The organism is Alteromonas antoniana (genome assembly GCF_019249295.1).
GTDB lineage: Bacteria > Pseudomonadota > Gammaproteobacteria > Enterobacterales > Alteromonadaceae > Alteromonas > Alteromonas antoniana.
On sequence record NZ_JAESDH010000001.1, the window covers coordinates 258,055 to 276,414 of the forward strand.

14 protein-coding genes are annotated in these 18,360 nt (G+C 51.2%); 4 read left to right on the plus strand and 10 right to left on the minus strand.

Going from position 1 to position 18,360, the window contains the following annotated elements; translation table 11 throughout:
• Window positions 1-185: 185 nt before the first annotated feature.
• Window positions 186-3,224 (plus strand): glycoside hydrolase family 2 TIM barrel-domain containing protein, encoded by a 3,039-nt coding sequence (locus tag JKP77_RS01085; protein ID WP_218309350.1) that lies wholly within the window; start codon window positions 186-188, stop codon window positions 3,222-3,224.
• Window positions 3,225-3,487: 263 nt separating this feature from the next.
• On the opposite strand, the gene JKP77_RS01090 is transcribed toward JKP77_RS01085, so the two are convergent.
• The 5 genes from JKP77_RS01090 to JKP77_RS01110 form a co-directional block, all read right to left on the minus strand.
• The gene (locus tag JKP77_RS01090) at window positions 3,488-4,054 is read right to left on the minus strand and encodes a single-stranded DNA-binding protein (protein WP_218309351.1); all 567 of its coding nucleotides are present in this window, start codon (window positions 4,052-4,054) and stop codon (window positions 3,488-3,490) included.
• Between the two features lie 240 nt (window positions 4,055-4,294).
• A complete protein-coding gene (locus JKP77_RS01095; RefSeq protein ID WP_218309352.1) occupies window positions 4,295-5,857 on the minus strand; it encodes a sodium/sugar symporter in 1,563 nt (520 codons plus the stop codon).
• Between the two features lie 320 nt (window positions 5,858-6,177).
• Complete coding sequence (gene galK, locus JKP77_RS01100; protein ID WP_218309353.1) at window positions 6,178-7,317, minus strand: galactokinase; 1,140 nt, start codon at window positions 7,315-7,317, stop codon at window positions 6,178-6,180.
• On the minus strand, window positions 7,310-8,365 hold the full coding sequence (locus JKP77_RS01105) for a UDP-glucose--hexose-1-phosphate uridylyltransferase (protein ID WP_218309395.1): 1,056 nt from the start codon (window positions 8,363-8,365) through the stop codon (window positions 7,310-7,312). The genes galK and JKP77_RS01105 overlap by 8 nt, the downstream gene beginning before the upstream one ends.
• Before the next feature lie 255 nt (window positions 8,366-8,620).
• Complete coding sequence (locus JKP77_RS01110; RefSeq protein WP_218309354.1) at window positions 8,621-9,634, minus strand: aldose epimerase family protein; 1,014 nt, start codon at window positions 9,632-9,634, stop codon at window positions 8,621-8,623.
• Between the two features lie 196 nt (window positions 9,635-9,830).
• Between JKP77_RS01110 and JKP77_RS01115 the strand changes: the two genes are divergently transcribed.
• A complete protein-coding gene (locus JKP77_RS01115; RefSeq protein ID WP_218309355.1) occupies window positions 9,831-10,832 on the plus strand; it encodes a LacI family DNA-binding transcriptional regulator in 1,002 nt (333 codons plus the stop codon).
• On the opposite strand, the gene JKP77_RS01120 is transcribed toward JKP77_RS01115, so the two are convergent.
• From JKP77_RS01120 to JKP77_RS01135, 4 genes are all read right to left on the minus strand, one after another.
• Window positions 10,827-11,705, minus strand: coding sequence for an SMP-30/gluconolactonase/LRE family protein (locus JKP77_RS01120; protein WP_218309356.1), 879 nt, complete (start codon window positions 11,703-11,705; stop codon window positions 10,827-10,829). The genes JKP77_RS01115 and JKP77_RS01120 overlap by 6 nt on opposite strands.
• A gap of 35 nt (window positions 11,706-11,740) precedes the next feature.
• Entirely contained in the window at window positions 11,741-12,448 is a 708-nt protein-coding gene (locus tag JKP77_RS01125) for a sulfite exporter TauE/SafE family protein (RefSeq protein WP_218309357.1), read from the minus strand.
• Window positions 12,449-12,734: 286 nt separating this feature from the next.
• On the minus strand, window positions 12,735-13,502 hold the full coding sequence (locus JKP77_RS01130; RefSeq protein WP_218309396.1) for an SDR family NAD(P)-dependent oxidoreductase: 768 nt from the start codon (window positions 13,500-13,502) through the stop codon (window positions 12,735-12,737).
• A 36-nt stretch (window positions 13,503-13,538) separates the two neighbouring features.
• A complete protein-coding gene (locus JKP77_RS01135; protein WP_218309397.1) occupies window positions 13,539-14,255 on the minus strand; it encodes a FadR/GntR family transcriptional regulator in 717 nt (238 codons plus the stop codon).
• 450 nt (window positions 14,256-14,705) lie between these two features.
• Between JKP77_RS01135 and JKP77_RS01140 the strand changes: the two genes are divergently transcribed.
• Window positions 14,706-16,334 (plus strand): sodium:solute symporter, encoded by a 1,629-nt coding sequence (locus tag JKP77_RS01140; RefSeq protein ID WP_218309358.1) that lies wholly within the window; start codon window positions 14,706-14,708, stop codon window positions 16,332-16,334.
• 141 nt (window positions 16,335-16,475) lie between these two features.
• Window positions 16,476-17,066, plus strand: a complete 591-nt coding sequence (locus JKP77_RS01145; RefSeq protein ID WP_218309359.1) for an RDD family protein — start codon at window positions 16,476-16,478, stop codon at window positions 17,064-17,066.
• A gap of 247 nt (window positions 17,067-17,313) precedes the next feature.
• Here the strand turns inward: JKP77_RS01145 and JKP77_RS01150 are convergent, their stop codons facing one another.
• Window positions 17,314-18,351 (minus strand): glycoside hydrolase family 43 protein, encoded by a 1,038-nt coding sequence (locus JKP77_RS01150; RefSeq protein WP_218309360.1) that lies wholly within the window; start codon window positions 18,349-18,351, stop codon window positions 17,314-17,316.
• Window positions 18,352-18,360: the final 9 nt, after the last annotated feature.

The window sequence follows — 18,360 nt, forward strand, 5'->3', positions numbered from 1 at the left end:
TGCAACATACACAGGACAAAGACACCAATAAAACTATTTTGTAAACGTTTTACCCATGTTAACATCAATATAACGATGCAGTCACATTAATAAGGACTACTATGAATTGCCACCTGTTGCGTGCGCTGCTGCTGATTACTTTTTTCGCGGGAGTGTCTACTCCCCCCCTTGCAAAGGAGACCTCCATGTCTAAGCCTTACTGGAACGATGTCGGCGTGTTGTCAGAAAATCGTCTCCCGCCTCGCTCTCACTTTTATGCTTTTTCGCAGGATCCGGGCGAATTTCAGTATCTGCCCTGGGATAGCAAGGATTATTTCAGTCTGAACGGCGAGTGGCAGTTCAAACTGCTTCCTGATGCGCGCAACACGGACGAAAGCTTTGTTAAGTCCGATTTTGATGCCAGCGACTGGGGTACCATACAGGTGCCGGGTAACTGGGAAATGCAGGGCTACCACTACGCCAATTACGTAAATATGTGGGCGGACTGGACCGAAAAGCAGGAACTGGGCGAGATCCCCGCAGAGAACAACAAAACGGGCCGCTATCGCAAAACCATCACCCTTCCGCAAGGCTGGCAGGATGATCGCGTGGTGCTTTATATCGGCGCGGTGAAATCGGCGATTAAAATCTGGGTCAACGGTCAGTATGTTGGCTACTCGCAAGACAGCAAAACGGCGGCGGAGTTCGACGTTACCGAATTTGTCACCACTGGCGACAACGTCATTGCCTTTGAAGTTTACCGTTGGTCAGACGGCTCTATCCTGGAGCTTCAGGATATGTGGCGCCTTAATGGTATCGAGCGTGATGTCTATCTTTATCGCACACCGCAAACGCATATTGCCGATATCCACGCCAATGCTACGCTGGATGACAGCTATCAGAACGGACTGCTGACGCTGGAGGTGACGGGTAAAAATGCAGACAATAGCGGTGCAACACTGCACGCTGCGCTGTTTTCTCCTTCAGGCGATGCCGTCTGGAAAGCTAGCCAGGAATTGACTCAAACCACGTCATTGACGCACGAAGTCGCTCAGGTTAGTGCCTGGAGCGAAGAGTCTCCAACTCTGTATCCACTTCGCCTCACGCTGAATGATGCGGATGGCAACACGCTTCAGGTAGTCTGGCTGCGTGCGGGTTTTCGTCGCAGTGAGTTAAAAAACGGCAACGTGCTGATCAATGGCAAACCCGTGCTGTTTAAAGGCGTAAACCGTCACGAGCACAGCCCGGAAACCGGCCATGTGATAACGCCGGAGTCTATGCGAGAAGATATGGCGCTGATGAAAAGCCTGAACATCAACGCGGTACGAAACTCACATTATCCCAATAACCCCTACTGGTACGCGCTCGCTGACGAGGTTGGGATGTATATGGTGGACGAAGCCAACATCGAGTCCCACGGTATTGGTGTAGCCAATCAGGGGCACTTCTATGAGCAGGCCAAACATATGGTGTCGCTGCCTGAGTGGAAAGAAGCCTACGTGGACCGCGTCCGCAATATGTACGAGGCCAGCAAAAATCATGCGTCTGTGGTTATTCTGTCTTATGGAAACGAAACCGGCGATGGGCCGAACACCGAAAACCTGTATCACTGGCTGAAAGAACGCAGTTCGCTGCCGGTCATGTCTGAGCAGGCACAAATGCGACCACACACTGACATGTACGCACAAATGTATGCCACCATCCCGCTGATGGAACATTTTGTCGAACTGGGCAGCGACCGTCCAATGATCCTGTGCGAGTACGAACACGCTATGGGTAACTCGGTAGGCAACCTGGGTGATTACTGGGACCTCATCCGTAAACACGATTCGCTTCAGGGTGGCTTCATCTGGGACTGGGTCGACCAGACCATTACTGCCACAACCGAAGATGGCACTGAATATCAGGGCTACGGCGGCGACTTCGAGCCAGAAGGCGTGCAGCATGACGGCAACTTTTCTGCCAATGGCGTGTTAACAGCAACCCGCGAACTGCATCCCCATGCGTATGAAGTAAAACAGGTGTATCAGGATATTGAAATCACCACCGACGCGCCACAAAGTGGCAAAGTTAACGTATTTAATCGCCGCTTCTTTACCGATTTATCTGACCGCGAGCTGGTGTGGACGCTTCTGGAAAACGGCAACCCGATACAGCAAGGCGAAGTTATACCGCTGTCTGCTGCACCACGTGCTTCAGAGCAGGTTACGCTGCCGATTGATAGCGAGAAACTCATTGCAGGCAACCGCTACCATCTCACTGTGAACATCCAGGCTACCCAGGACAGCTTTGGCATTGTGAAAGGGGAAGCGGTAGCAACCGACCAGTTTATGCTTCCGTACACCACAAAATCTGAGAATACCGTGGCTGTCAGCGATGATGCTTATACTGACAGCGGTAATACACTTAACGTAAACGCCGGTAACAATACTTATGTGTTTGATAAAACCACCGGCTGGCTAACGCAGTTACAGGCAGGGAACAGCAATGTGCTGGCAGAACCTGTTGTGCCCTGGTTCTGGCGGGCTCCAACTGATAATGACTTCGGTGAGGGCTTTCCGGAAAAAGCGAAAGTGTGGTTTAACATTCATGAACAGGCGGAGCTGAGCACCTTTGAAGTGAAGCAGAATGCAAGCGGCACCGTGTTGTTTACTGAGCACTTCTTAAAGCCGGTAGAGGCGCGCTACCAGACTACCTACCAGTTTGCTGAAAACGGCAGTGTAAAAGTAGACGTTGCTTTCCTCGCCGCCCCAAACCATTTCTACCCTGAGCTTCCGCGCCTGGGTCAGCGACTGGTACTGAAAGGCGGTTATGATGAAGTGGAATGGTTTGGCCGCGGCCCGCACGAGAGTTACTGGGACAGAAAGCGCTCAGCGCATTTCGGTCGCTTTACCATGCCGGTAGACGCGCTGGCCCATGACTATGTAAGGCCTCAGGAGAATGGCCATCGCAGTGACGTGTATGACGTCACGTTCCGTGGCGATGAGTCGACATCACTCACGTTTGAAGGTGCGCCATTTATTGGCTTTAACGCCGAGTATCACGATCTTACCGATTACGATACCTTCGATAAGCCAGGCACTCATCCGCACGATATTCCGGTAACAGAGAACCTGTACGTGAACATTGATTACAAGCAGCGCGGTGTTGCCGGCACGGACTCATGGATGACGCCGCCACTGTTCAAATACACCCTGCCATGGCGCGATTACTTCTACAGTTTCACGCTGATGCCGGGTAACTAGTTAAGCGTACAGAAACCAAAAAACAGAGCCCTTGTGGCTCTGTTTTTTTGATTCCGGATGAAGGTAAGACGGTATGGCTTCAGTCCAACCTTTATCATGAAAAAATGCCAGATATCCCTGAGCGGAATATCCAGTTTAGCCGCTGAGTATTCTCATTCCCCACCATGCCTGAATGCATTGAATACGTCAGGATGCCGGGTACAAAAAACCGGCTTAAGAGCCGGTTTTGTAAAGAGTCTGGAAAGCCTTAGATAAACTGGCTTTTAGAACGGGATATCGTCATCAAAGTCAAAATCAGGCTCAGCCATTGGTGGCTGCTTAGGCTGCTGATTGCCACTTTGTGGGCGTCCACCCTGAGGGTTGCCTTGTGGGCTGCCCTGGTTGCTGTATCCACCTTGCTGACCGCCGCCCTGATTGCCGTAACCACCCTGGTTGCCCTGTCCCTGAGGACGTTGCTGCTGATAGCCACCGCCGGCATTATTACCACCGCCTTCGCGGCCACCCAGCATTTGCATCTGGTCAACAATGATTTCAGTGGTGTAACGGTCCTGACCTTGCTGATCCTGCCATTTACGTGTCTGAAGTTTACCTTCTACGTAAATCTGTGAGCCTTTTTTCAGGTACTCACCCGCGACTTCAGCCAGACGACGATACATAGTCAGACGGTGCCACTCTGTACGTTCCTGAACCTGCCCTTGTTGGTCTTTCCAGCTTTCACTGGTTGCCAGGCTAAGGTTCGCGACGGCATTGCCATTGGGCATGTACCTGACTTCAGGATCATTACCCAGGTTACCCACCAGAATGACCTTGTTCACGCCTCTGCTTGCCATTGATGTCTCCTGTCTGTATTCATATCGGGGCCGGCTTTTCGATGCCCACCACCACTAAGCGTTATTCGTGTTCACAAATGTGAAAGTGGATCAGTATACCGCATTTTAAGAAAGCTGAGTGCGGTTTTTACATCCGAAAAATTGTGATGGGGGTCAGGTTAACACAAATCAAGGATGCTGTGTGCTGTACGGGAATAGCAGCAAACGAACAGGTATCAGCCATCCGTTTGCTGTAACGCACTACCACCAGGTGGTATAAAATGCGACAAGTATGATAATCACAGCCAACGTTGCTACGTTAAAGCCTTTGGTTGTAGCAAAGTCAACTTCACTCAACTCCACTGCATTCGGGTGTTCTTCTTTTTTCTCAAGCAAAGACACCATGACCGCCAAGCCCACACAAAGCAGGAATACCAGACCAACGCGGTCGATAAACGGCAGTTCCGGCCACACCTGACGCAGCAGCAAACTCAGCAGGAATGAACCCAGCGCCGCGACCAGACCACCGTTGGCGGTGGTGCGCTTCCAGAACATACCCAGCACAAACAGCGCCACGATACCCGGCGTAAAGAAGCCGGTAAATTCCTGAATATACTGGAAGGCCTGATCAAACTGGCCCAGCAGCGGCTTCGCAGCCACCATGGCAATAATCAGAGCCACAAAGCTGACAATACGCCCCACCTTCACATAGTGGTGCTGTGACTCGTTAGGGCGCTTATCTTTGTAAATGTCCATGGTGAAGATAGTCGACACACTGTTGGTCATTGATGCCAGTGACGACACGATAGCCGCAACCAGGGCCGCGAAGATAATCCCTTTAAGACCCACCGGCATCAGGTTCATCATGGAAGGATACGCCTGATCCGGACGCTGTAAGTCCGGCACCAGCAGCACCGCCGCAATACCCGGCAATACCACAATCAGCGGCATCAGCAATTTCAGAAACGCCGCAAAGGCTATCCCTTTTTGCGCTTCAGCCACGCTCTTTGCCGCCAGCGTCCGCTGAATAATGTACTGGTTAAAGCCCCAGTAAGACAGATTCATGATCCACATACCGCCGATAAGCACCGACAGGCCGGGTAAATCCATATAGTGCGGGTTATCTTCCGACAAAATCATGTCGAATTTGCCTGGCAGCTCGTTGGTCAGTGTCACGAAGCCCTGCACCACACCGTTTCCGTCACTGATAAGATTCAGCGCAGTATAGGACAGGAACAGCCCACCAAATACCAGCAACACAACCTGAATAATGTCTGTCAGCGCGACGGCCTTAAGCCCGCCATACAGCGAATAGGCCAGTGAAAACGCGCCTAAGAAAATCATACCGTAAACCATATCCACACCGGCAATCGTGTTAATAGCCAGTGCACCCAGCCACAGTACGGCAGTCAGGTTCACGAACACGTATACACCTAACCAGAATACCGCCATGACTTTCCTGACGCGATGGTCATAACGCTCTTCCAGAAACTGGGGCATGGTATAAATTTTATGTTTCAGGAATATCGGCAGGAAGTACTTACCTACGATAATCAGCGTGATAGCTGCCATCCATTCGTACGAGGCAATCGCCAGTCCAATCTGATAACCAGAACCGGACATCCCGATGATCTGTTCTGCAGATATATTGGCAGCAATGAGTGAAGCCCCGATGGCCCACCACGGCAGACTGGAACCCGCAAGAAAGTAGTCGTTTGTGTCTTTTTCGTGTCCGGGCTTTTCTCTTGATACCCACCAGGCAATACCAATGAGTGCCACGACATAAATCACGAATACCGTGAGGTCGAGCGTTTCAATTTGCATACATGTTCCCAACGTTTTTATTATCGTTGTGCAGTCGTAGGGGGTCGGCGGTTGCGGTTATTTACTAACTCTTATTGAAGTCGCCACTACACACTTGTTGTCCAAAGCCAGATCCCGCATCTGGCGGACCGACATTATTACCACACCTTAACAGCGAATTCACAGTTCAAAATCCATATTGACGCGTTGTTTGGTCAATAACGGTGCAAATCCCCGAAGAGAAAAAGGCGGCAGGCATCCAAAAATACGCGCAGCCGCTCAAAAAGAAATGACGCCGACCTCTTTTTACAGAGGTGGCGCCACGGGACACAACTCGTTATTCAGGCAAACGCGCCCTGGGTGGCAGTACAGTCGTAAATGTCTGCCTGGTAGCCGGTTTCCTTAAAGTAATTCTGATTAACTAACGCCTTTACGTCTTCTATGCGCTGTTTGGGAACCAGAGCAACCACACATCCACCGAAACCGCCGCCCGTCATTCGTACGCCACCGTCTTTGGCCAGCAAACCGGATATCAGTTCGACCAGATAATCAATCGGTGGCACGGTGATCTCAAAGTCATCACGCATTGACGCATGCGACGCTGCCATTGCCTCACTGACGGTGGCAATATCACTTTGCTTTAGCGCATCAAACATCGCATGCGTGCGCGCATTCTCCGTAATGATGTGACGCGCCCGGCGATACACCACCTCTGGCATAGCCGGCTTTGCCGCTTCCAAGCGCTCCAGAGTTGCCTCTCGCAAAGAAGGCACACCGAGTAACGATGCCGCCTGCTCGCACTGCTGACGACGCAGATTGTATTCACTGTCTACCAGCCCGCGTTTTACATTGGAGTTGATAATCACAATGTGCAGATCGTCAGGTAGCGTGGAATGATCAAACGTCAGCGACTGACAATCCAGTAGCATGGCGTGATCTTTTTTCCCCATCGCCGAAATCAGTTGATCCATGATGCCGCAGGAACACCCTACGAAATCGTTTTCTGCTTTCTGGCCCAGCAATGCGGCTTTTACGCCATCGATATCGAGTGAAAATAACTCAGATACTGCTTTTAGAATGGCGATTTCGAAAGACGCAGAAGAGCTTAATCCAGCACCCTGCGGGACATTACCCGTTATCAGCAGATTGATACCGCCGGGCAATGCGAATTCTTTTTGAAGAACCAGCAACACGCCTCTGACATAGTTTGACCAGCTTTGCGTATCATCCTTCTCAATGCTGTCCAGGGAAAAACGGTTCTCGGCATTGTCGTAATCCATCGCGACAATGCGGCAGTCGCGGTCACTTCGCGCGGACGCGGCCGCCCAGGTGCCAAAATTGATCGCCGCAGGAAACACGAACCCCTGGTTATAGTCGGTGTGCTCGCCAATCAGGTTTACGCGACCAGGAGCATGACAGACCACGGCAGGTTCGTGCTGATAAATAGCAGAAAATGCTGAAGACAGCTGCGCGTTATCCATGCTCTGGCCCCGCTTGTTTGTAATGCACACTCGATTGGTCGCGAAGTCGGATAGCGGCTTGTTCCGGCGTCAGATCCCGCTGCGCCTCAGCCATCATTTCATAACCCACCATAAATTTTTTCACGCTGGCAGAACGCAGAAGCGGCGGGTAAAAGTGCGCATGCAGCCCCCATTCAGGATGAGCTTTACCGTCAAACGGGGCGCTGTGCCAGCCCATGGAATAAGGGAAAGAGGTTGTAAACAGATTGTCGTAGCGTGTAGTGATCTGACCGATAATATCGGCAAGAGACGACGCCTGCGTGGGCGACAACGCCACCAGCGAGTTCACAGAAAAACGCGGCAACAGCAGGGTTTCAAATGGCCAGGCAGCCCAGTACGGTACCACCACAACCCAATCATCGTTCTGACAGACCACACGCTCCTGTTTTTCTATTTCACGTGTTACGTAGTCATCCAGCATGCGGGTGCCATGCTTTTCAAAGTAATGAGAAAACTGTGCAAGTTTTTTCGCCGGCTCAGTAGGAATATGCTTTTGTGCCCACACCTGACCATGCGGATGCGGATTAGAGCATCCCATCATGGCCCCTTTGTTTTCAAATACCTGCACCCAGGCAAAATCTTTACCCAGATCGGCGGTTTGCGCCTGCCAGCACGCCACAACGTCCTCGCGTTCCGACTGCGTCAGTTCAGGTAACGTTTTGCTGTGATCTGGTGAAAAGCAGATCACCCGGCTACATCCCTGCTCCGTTTCGTAACGAAACAGGTCGTCGGCTTCTCCCGATTCGGGTGTATCGGGCTTTAACGCAGCAAAGTCGTTTTCAAATACAAAGGTTCCGCTATAGTCAGGGTTGTGTTCGCCATTTACACGGGTATTGCCCGGGCATAAATAGCATTGTGGATCATAGTCCGGTTTCTGTTCCTGCGACGGCTCTTCCGATTGCCCCTGCCACGGACGCTTAGCCCGGTGAGGAGATACCAGCACCCACTCCCCGGTTAAGGGGTTATAGCGACGATGCGGATCGTTTGTCAGGTCTGCGGTCTTGCCCATAATCACTTTCACACTCTACATCTTGACCTGAAAAACAGGTTAAGGTTAAACGTTTACCCGAGATAGTATAGTATCAAAACGGGTTTATCAATTTGTTAACAGATTATTTTTATCTACCGCAAAATACGACGTGCTTTGTTTTCTGTTGGTATAACAGAAAACCCCGCCAATTGGCGGGGTCCCTGAGTTGCTAACCCTGCAAAGGTAATGTGCCGCTAAGATAAATCCGGGCACATGCGTACCGGGCTTGTCTCGCTATATCCGGGAAAACTCATAGCGTACCGATGCCTGAAACGGTTCACCCGGGCGCAATATGCAGTCTGGAAATACCGGCTTGTTTGGTGAGTCTGGGAAAAACTGTGGCTCCAGACATATGGTGCCGGCCTGGTCGTCTGTCATCAGGCTCCCGGTGTACACCTGCATTCCCGGCAGCGTAGTAAACAGTGCCATGCGGATCCCAGTATCAGGAGAGGCCAGTACTGCAGCAGGCGTCGCACTGTCGTTACTCAACACAAAGTTATGATCGTAACCTCCTACGCTGTCAAAAAGCGGGTTCCCCGTAGTGACTCGCTGACCGATTTCCACCGCAGAGGTAAAATCAAACGGCGTATTCTCTACCGCGAGCAGCTTGCCCGTTGGCAGCAGCGTATTATCCGCGTCGGTCACATATTCCGCATCGATTTTCAGCGTGTCTCCCATCACCGAACCACGTTTGCCGGTGTGGAAATAGGCATGCTGGGTCATGCTGAAGGGCGTCGCTGCCGTGGTTGACGCGAACAATGACAGCGTCAGAGTATTCGTCGTTTGCAGCCGATATTCCGCTGTCACTGTAACCTCACCGGGAAAGCCAGCTTCTCCGTCTGGGCTTATCAGCGATAAGCGCACACCGACGGCATCGTCTTCTTCGATAGGCTCTGATACCCATAGTTTCTTATGAAAACCGCTGAAGCCCCCGTGAAGATGGTGCGGACCACCATTGACATCAACCTGAAAAGGCTGACCGTCCAGTTCAAACCGGCCTTCACCAATACGGTTAGCGTAACGACCTATCAGCGCGCCCTGGTAACTGTTGTCATCCAGGTAGTCCTTGAGGGTGTCAAAGCCTTTCACACACGAGTGCGCCGCTCCTGTGTTGTCCGGTACTGTCAGGTTGCGGATAATGCCACCGAGCTCCAGGATCTCCACCGCCATTCCCGCGTCATTGGTCAATGTATAGCATGACACTGTCTTGCCCAGGTGCTCTCCAAATGGCGTAGCAGTCACTTTCATAAAGGTTGCCTTCTTGTAAAAACAGGTAAAAAGGGTATACGTTTTCCATGTACAATAATACCGCTGCCGGACGGCAAAAGATTGATTTTATTCTCTACGGGCTTATCAAATCCTCTAAAACTAAGGTAACCTGAGCCTTCACCTTCTGTTTACATCAATAACAGCGGGGAATGCATGAGTTGGAATGACATAAAGTATGGCTACGATTAAAGATATTGCACAAGCTGCTGGTGTTTCGCTGGCAACCGTTTCCCGTGTAATTAACGATGGTCCTAAGGTTGGCGATAAAACCCGCGAAAGGGTGAAGCAAATCATGAAGGAAATGGGTTACCGGCCTAATGCGAATGCGCGCGCGCTGGTAACACAGCGAAGCGCGTCGCTTGGCGTAGTAATAGCCGAATTGCACGACCCCTTTTTCGCTATGCTGGCGCACGGTGTAGAAACCGTCACCCGTAAAAATAACGTCCAGATTTTGCTGAGCGCGGGCTCCATAGCAAAAGACACCGAGCTTAAAGCCATTGAAACCCTCCTCGAACATCGCGTTGAGGCGATGGTCGTCCACTCTAAAGCGCTGGATGATGACACTCTCATTGCGTTCGCAAACCAAATTCCCGGCTTTGTGCTGATTAACCGCTATATTCCTGCCATTGCCAACCGCTGTGTGTGGCTTGATAACGTGACGGGGGGACGCATCATGGCGGAATATGTCCTTCGCCAGGGGCACAAAGACCTCGCCGTGATCAGCTCTCACTACCAGATTGACGATCCGTCTCAGCGCCTGGAAGGCATTCGTCAGGCAGCCGGAGACGCAGGCCTGACCCTGCCCGACAGTATGATTGAATACTCCACACCGGATCAGGAAGGCGGCGAGATGGCAATGCAAAACCTGCTTGCCACCGGCTCTCACTTTACCGCCTTGCTGGCTTATAATGATGCGATGGCAGCGGGTGCAATGGCTATTATGCAAGACCATGGTATTGACGTGCCGGAACAGGTGTCGATTGTGGGCTACGATGACGTGCTGCTGGCAAAGTATTGTCGCCCGAAACTCACCACGTTACGTTATCCCATAGAAATGATGGCAGCCAAAGCTGCTGAGCTGGCCTTAAAGTACGCATCCGGTATACCGCCAGAGCCGGATCTTACCTTTAAGTACACGCCGACCATTGTCAAACGAGACTCGGTACTGCGTCTATAGTTTGCAGGGCGTCGTTGCTACGCCCTTCACACCCACATCCAAAAGAAAGGTATCGCCACTGTGCGGATGCTGTACCCGCTGTTTGTTCGTCATGCCCGTGTTGGCTGAGGTTACCAGCAGCCTGTCAAAATTATCGCCTGCGAACGCCATGCTGGTGATCCGTGGCGCGGGCAAGGCCACAAACGCGAGTTGCTCTCCTTGTGGGCTGAAGCGATACAGTCCGCCTCCGTCCCAGGCCGCTACCCATAAGCAATCTTCCGCGTCGACGGTAATACCGTCGGGAAATCCCATCGCTTCTGTGAATCTGATGCAGACTTGTTTGTTTGCTAATTGGCCGTCATCGCTCATGGTACAGCGATAAATTACCCGTTCAGCCGATGACACTGACCACAGCCATTCGCCGGACAAGCTAAAGGCCGGCCCGTTGCTGACCTGATACCCCGTGTCTACCGGCAGCACCTGTTGTTCATCAGCCAGTAAATAAAGTGCGCCACTGGCCTGCTTTTCTTCATCATCCATAGTGCCAAAATAGAGTTTGCCAACACGGTCTACTTTGGCATCATTCAGCCGGTTTGATAGCGGCTCATGCTCCATTTCAACGTATTTTTTTCGATGCCAGGAGTCCGGATTGAGAATAGATATACTTCGGTGGCATCCCAGGAATAACTGGCCGGCCTGCCTTTCTGCAAGCCAGCATACCGGCTCGTCAAACGTGTGAGATTCGAGGTGACCAGACTGCCAATGCAGCCGAAATACTTTATGGCCCTTAATGTCCACCCAAAACGCACTGCGGAATTGAGGACTGTAAAATGCGCCCTCGCCCAGTAGGCATTGTGTGTTGAAGTGATGTCGAACGTAATGTGGTAAAGACACAATATCCCGTGACTGCTCAGCTGTGTGTGATGAGTTTAGCCATGAAAAAGAACCAGTACTACCCCTGAGCACCCCGCAACAAATAATATGAGCTGCCGGATCCGCGCTTCATTGATATTTCTGGTGATGATATAGGACAGCGCCCACCCTGTCAGGATAGCGGGGACACACTTTACAAACAGGCTCAGGTCATCATGTCCGGCGGCACCGGTCGCCCATAGCACCAGAATGCCGAACAGGTTAATGTAGACGAAAAAGATACTCAGGTTGGCTTTGATCCTGTCGTGCTCTTCAGACTGATACAAGAGTCCCATTGGCGCACCGCCAGCCGAGGTGGTGGTTCCCATAAAGCCGGAGATCATGGCTGCGATAAGGTTAGAAATAATCGAAACTTTTGGGGTAAGACCAACCAGTGACAACAGCACAGCGATCAGAATACTTACGCCAAATAGCAACTGGTACTGATGCGCATCGATGTATAACATGACACTACCCGCCACCAGCACCCCAGCGGTGCCTCCCAATATGGCAAAACCGGTTTGTTTCGGGTCAATTTCGCCGCGATGCCTGACCGACAGCAAGCTTGTGATAAGCAGCGCATTCAGGATCATCGGTCCGGGAACCAGCTCCGGCATCAGAAAGTACAGCACCGGCGCGCACAACAGGCCCAGCCCAAAGCCAATTACGCTTTGAAGGCATGCTCCTGTTATCAGCACCAGATAAACTAAAACCCACTCAGTCAATGTTCGCCCTACATGTTCAACCCAACAACCGGGTCTGAGCGCACATGCTACCACCCGAAGTTTTAATATTATATTACTATTTATGACAGCCGGACATGCCTTGTGTCAATGTTTCAGGGTAAAATGTAAACTAAAAGTTAATACAAAGAGAGGAGAAGGGTGTTAACGGGACTGCAAATAAGCAAAGAGGCAGCGCCGTAGCGGCAGGTACCTGCCCTGAAAGGATTACGTGCGCGTGCGCAGCGGCGTTAGCGATAACGACAGCGGAAGCCGGATTACCCCGGCCTCAAACCCATCCGGCATCAATAATCAGCGTTTGTGCCGTCATCATTTTACTGTCTTCCGAGGAGAGCCATAAGGCGGCATCTACAATGTCGTCCGGCATCAGCGTTTCATGAATGCACTGTTCCTGCTGCACTTCTTTGACAATATCCGGGTTCAGCCAATGGGTCATCTGACGCTCCGTCATTACCCAACCCGGAATCAATGTATTTACACGTACACGATATTTTCCGTAGGTGGCCGCCAAAGAACGTGACAACCCTTCTATTGCCGCTTTCGCCGTGGTGTAAGCAGGCATACAGGTTTGTTTTTTGCGCCAGCTGACAGAGCCAACGTTAATAATGCTGCCGCCTCCCAGTCGCTGCATTTGTTCCACCACAGTTTGGGCGGTGAAAAAGCTGGGGCGAAGGTTCACAGCCAGGCGATCATCCCAGTACTGTTCTGTCACATCTTCAGCCTCATGACGCGTGTCGTCTGCGGCGTTATTGATAAGCACGCCGATGTCGCCAAAGTGTTCCTGCGTACTGGCTATAGCAGCTTTAAGCGCATCAATTTCGCGGATATCGCAGTGAATGAAAACCGGATCGTAACGATAATGTCCTTTGAGGTCTGCACATAACGCTTCACTTTGTGTCGTCGCCATGTCCACAAAAGCCACTTTTGCATGCTGCTCGCAAAACCGCCTGACCATGACCGCACCAATACCGGTGCCACCACCGGTAATAAATACGGTTTTGTCAGCCAGGCTCTGATAAGTCGTCGTTTTTTTCATTGCAGACGCGTTATGTTCCATCAGGTGTCTATCCGGCTACGCTCGTTTCGCTTCCATTTCCTGCTCGATAAAGGCCATGGCCTCATCAATCAGATAGGTCATCATATTTTTCGCACGTCCGGCTTCGCCATTGGCGATGGCGTTATATACCTTCGCATGCTCTTCTGCGATAGCCGTTTTACTGCCCTTGGCCGGTGTAGTGTGCTGAATACTGACGTTCAGTGCGGTGGTGATAAACTCACGCAACTGATAGAAAAACCGGTTTCCGCTTGCCTGCAGGATAGCAGTATGAAATGCCAGGTCAGCTTCATGAATGTTACCGTCTGGCTGCTCGGCTTCGTTTTCCATTGCGGTTAACGCCGCCTTAATGTTGGCAATTGCCTCAACGTTTTGATGACGTGCCGCCAGCGCTGCGGCTTCAGGCTCTATTGCCAGACGCATTTGCAAAAACTCTTTAAGCACCTGCAACGACGGGCTGCTTTCCAGCATCCATTTCAGTACATTGGTGTCATACAAATTCCAGTTATCAGCAGACTCCACTCTGATCCCCTGACGAGGACGCGACGAGATCAGGCCTTTTGCCGCCAGCATTTTTACCGCTTCTCTCACTGCGGTTCGACTGATGCCATATTCTTCACATAACTGTGCTTCGGTTGGCAGCCCTGTCTGGCCGTTGTAACTGCCGCTGATAATTGCTTTACCCAGCTCGTTAGTCACGCGCTGCGATAAATTCAGGTTCTCAATTCGCGCCATAATCATTCCCATAAAGACACGTGTCGTCATTCATCCTTTCTGATCCTGGGGACATTGTCTCCGATCAGGCCTTTATCGTCGTCACAACGTTTCGGCAGGATTGTGCATAAAGCTAGTCTAAAGTAATTATGCTCCATTGCCTACATATCTGATAAAGAGCCGTTTGCTGTCTGTCAACTTGTCCCTCGCGCCGCCAGCTTAGTTCATATGCTATGGCTGGCTCGGCGGGCTGCAAGCAGGTAAAAAGGATGCAGCTTTTTGCCTTCCGGCAGGGGGTGTTAAGGCTTTGCATGACCACCGTTCTATTCACATCTTGCTTAACTATCGTCATTGCAGCGAAAAAAGATTAACGTGTTTTTAACAATGGGCCTTTTCATTGATTGATTTATCATATAATATTTTTTATCACTTCAGTTTTTTGCTTTACGCCAATTCGGCAATGGACGTTTTATGGTTGAATTAAGTACGTTGGACTGGCTGGTTCTCGGAGGCTTCTTCGTGTTGCTTCTTGGAGTCGTCGTGATGTCTATCCGTCAAAAAGAAGAAGATACCGCAGATTATTTTCTGGCTGGCCGCAATGCAAGCTGGCTGGTTATTGGTGCATCAATTTTTGCCTCAAACATTGGCTCAGAACATCTGGTCGGTCTGTCCGGTTCCGGTGCCCAGTCGGGCATGGCACTGGCTCACTGGGAGCTGCAATCCTGGATAATTCTGTTGTTAGGCTGGATATTTGTTCCGTTCTACTGGAGCAGTAAAGTCTACACGATGCCGGAGTTTCTTGAGCGTCGGTTCAATTCTAAATCCCGCACGTTCTTGTCAGTGATATCGCTGGTCAGCTATGTGCTCACTAAGGTCGCGGTTACGGTGTACGCTGGGGGCGTGGCGTTTAAAACCATCCTTGGTATCGAAAGCATCTGGGGCATCGATTTCTTCTGGATTTCCGCATTCGGGCTGGTCATTATCACGGGCATCTACACGGTACTTGGGGGGATGAAAGCCATCATGTGGACCTCCGTACTGCAAACGCCGGTATTGATTATCGGCTCTGTCGTTATTCTCGTGGTGGGTTTGGATAAAGTCGGCGGCTGGTCGGAAGTCGAGCGTCTGAATGATGCCAACATGCATCTTATCCGCTCAGCGTCAGACTCGGAATTCCCGTGGCCCGGTATTATCTTCGGCTCGTTTATTATTGGTTTCTGGTACTGGTGTACCGATCAGTACATCGTGCAGCGTGTACTTTCTGCTAAAGGCATTAAAGAAGCACGTCGCGGCACCATGTTCGCCGGTTATCTGAAACTGCTACCGGTGTTTATCTTCCTGGTTCCCGGCATGATCGCCTATGCGCTGAATGCCAAGGGCATAATTACCTACGACAGCCCCGATCAGGCATTTCCCACGCTGGTTGCTGAATTGCTGCCGGCCGGTGTGAAAGGCATTGTTATTGGTGGCCTGGTGGCTGCACTGATGAGCTCACTGGCGTCGCTGTTTAACTCTTCAGCCACGCTCTTTACCATCGACTTTTACAAAAAATTCAAACCAGAATCCAGCGAAAAGCACCTGCTGAAAGTGGGCCGCATTGCCACAGTAGTGATTGTCGTGCTGGGGATGTTGTGGATCCCGGTAATGAGTCTTATCGCCGATGTGCTCTATGAATATCTGCAAAGCGTACAGTCTTTGATTGCCCCGGGCATTGCCGCTGTCTTTCTGCTTGGCCTGATAAGTACCCGTGTGACCGCAGAAGCCGGCTTTATTGGTTTGGTATCGGGTTTCGTACTGGGTATGGTGCGGTTAGTCCTGCTGCCTTTCAAAGACAGCCTCGAAGGCACCGGGCTTGCGTGGATCACCAGCATGAACTGGCTGTACTACTGTATTCTGCTGTTCTTTATCGTGGTGGGGATCATGATTGTTGTGAGTATCTTCACCAAAGCGCCGGACCGCGAAAAGCTGAAGGGCCTTACCTTTTCCACACTGGGTAAGGATACCATGAGCGAAGTTATCGCCGGCCTCGACAAATGGGATTACATTCACACCGCCGGAATTTTAGGTATCACTGCGCTTATCTATATCCGGTTCTGGTAACACTTCTCTGCTCTTCCTTGAGAGGACCTCAGGGCGCTTCGGCGCCCTTTTTTTATGCCGAATTCTTACCACTCCATGCTGTTATTCCCTGGCAGCACTGGTAGGATTGCTTCAGAGAATTTACACAGGACAGACGCAACAATGACTTCAGGACAGGTCCCTGATTATTCAATCTATAGCGATGAGACGCTGCATCACCGCGCCGCCACCATTAATCGTTCACTTTTCCCTGAGCGCGCTGCGGTACTGGACCAGGAGGTTGCTCGGCGTGACGCTAAAAACCAACCTGAGCTGGCGTCCCGGGGAGAGCGTTTTGCCGGTGCCGTTATTGATCTGGTCATTGCCATAATATCGCTGATCCCGCTGTTTATTTTTGCCGGTGATAAAATGCAGCAGGAGCCGCTGACAGGCATGCTGATAGCGATTGGCTGGTCGGTTGCAGTAATGATTGTAGTGCATGGCTACACGCTGATTAATTACAGTCAGACTGTAGGCAAGTACTTTCTCAATATCCGTATTGAAGATATGGACAGGAAGCCTTCAACGTTTTTCAACATTCTGGCGGCGCGATTTCTGCCCATCACGGTACTGACAATGATCCCGCTGATAGGGTTCGTTATTTATCTGGTCGATATTTTTATGATCTTTCGCACTGATAAGCGCTGTCTTCACGACCTCATCGCAGGCACGCGGGTATGCCGACTCCCTGACGCAGAGCGTGTGAATCATTAAGGTGATGAGCTGAAACCGACAAGCAGTGTCATCGGCGTTCAAACGCATGCAGGAAACTCGTCGGGATTTACGTTAAGGGGAATGCGAGTGAGTCTGTGGTCGCTGAGTGACGACCCCCTATTCGCGTCCTCACTGCCACAACGCACTAATACAGTATATATAAACCGGCACCTACGGTTGCTGGCACCGGTCTGCCGAAGGCAGTGACTGTCATATTGCCTTCGGCGCCGTGGATTTATCTGAGCTATTAATCCGGTTCGTGGTTTCTGAACACCGGAAAGCCCTCTTCATCCCAGGTCAGTACCCGCGCCCGCGCGTGACGGTTCGGATCGCTTAGCGGCGAGCCCTGTAGGTCTTTGTAGTCCCGACTGTGATAAATCATCAGGTCGGTTACCCCGTCTTTCGCTTTCACAAAACTGTTGTGACCGGGCCCGAAGCGCCCTAATTCAGGAGCGGTCGTAAATACAGGCTCCTGCTCTTTATGCCAGCTTTCAGGATCAAGCAAGTCGGCATCTGCCTGCGCCCACAGCAGGCCCATGGCATAGCGATGGTCGGTGGCACTGGCCGAATACGTCATAAACAATTTGTCGCCATGCTTGACCACTGAGGCACCTTCGTTGACTTTATAGCCCTGAATTTCCCAATCCAGCGTTGGCTCACTGATCTTCACAATCGGCGCTTTCACCGTGACCGGCGAATCCATTTCCGCAATCCACAACGCTGAATTGTAGCTTTGTTCAGCATTTTGCTGTGCCCATACCAGATAACGCTTGTCGTTGTGTGTGAACGTGGTGGCGTCCAGCGAGAAGGTATCAAGATGCGTTTTCATCAGGCCTACGGTTTCCCATTCGCCTTTCATTGGATCGTCGTGAGTATTTTTCAGCGCGTACATACGAATACTGAAAGGCGTATCTTTATCCCCGGCAGCAAAATAGATATACCAGTCGCCATCCACCTCATGGAGCTCCGGCGCCCAGATATTCGCACTCATAGGGCCGCTCTCACGCTTACGCCAAATCACTTTTTCTTCAGCCAGTTTCAAATCATTCAGCCTGCAGGCCTGGCGCAACGCAATTTCATCAAATTTTGGTGAGGTACCAATAAACGTAAAACATCCGTTGTCGTGACGAACCAGCTGCGGATCAGCACGTTGTAAAACAATGGGGTTATCCACTGGCTCGACTGCACTGCTACTGGTGTGAGCAGGTTCATTAGCGCAGGCGCTGCTGCCGGCTAGCAGGGTCAACAGCAGGGAACTTTGTAAAAGGGAACGTACTGGCTTCATACTATCTCC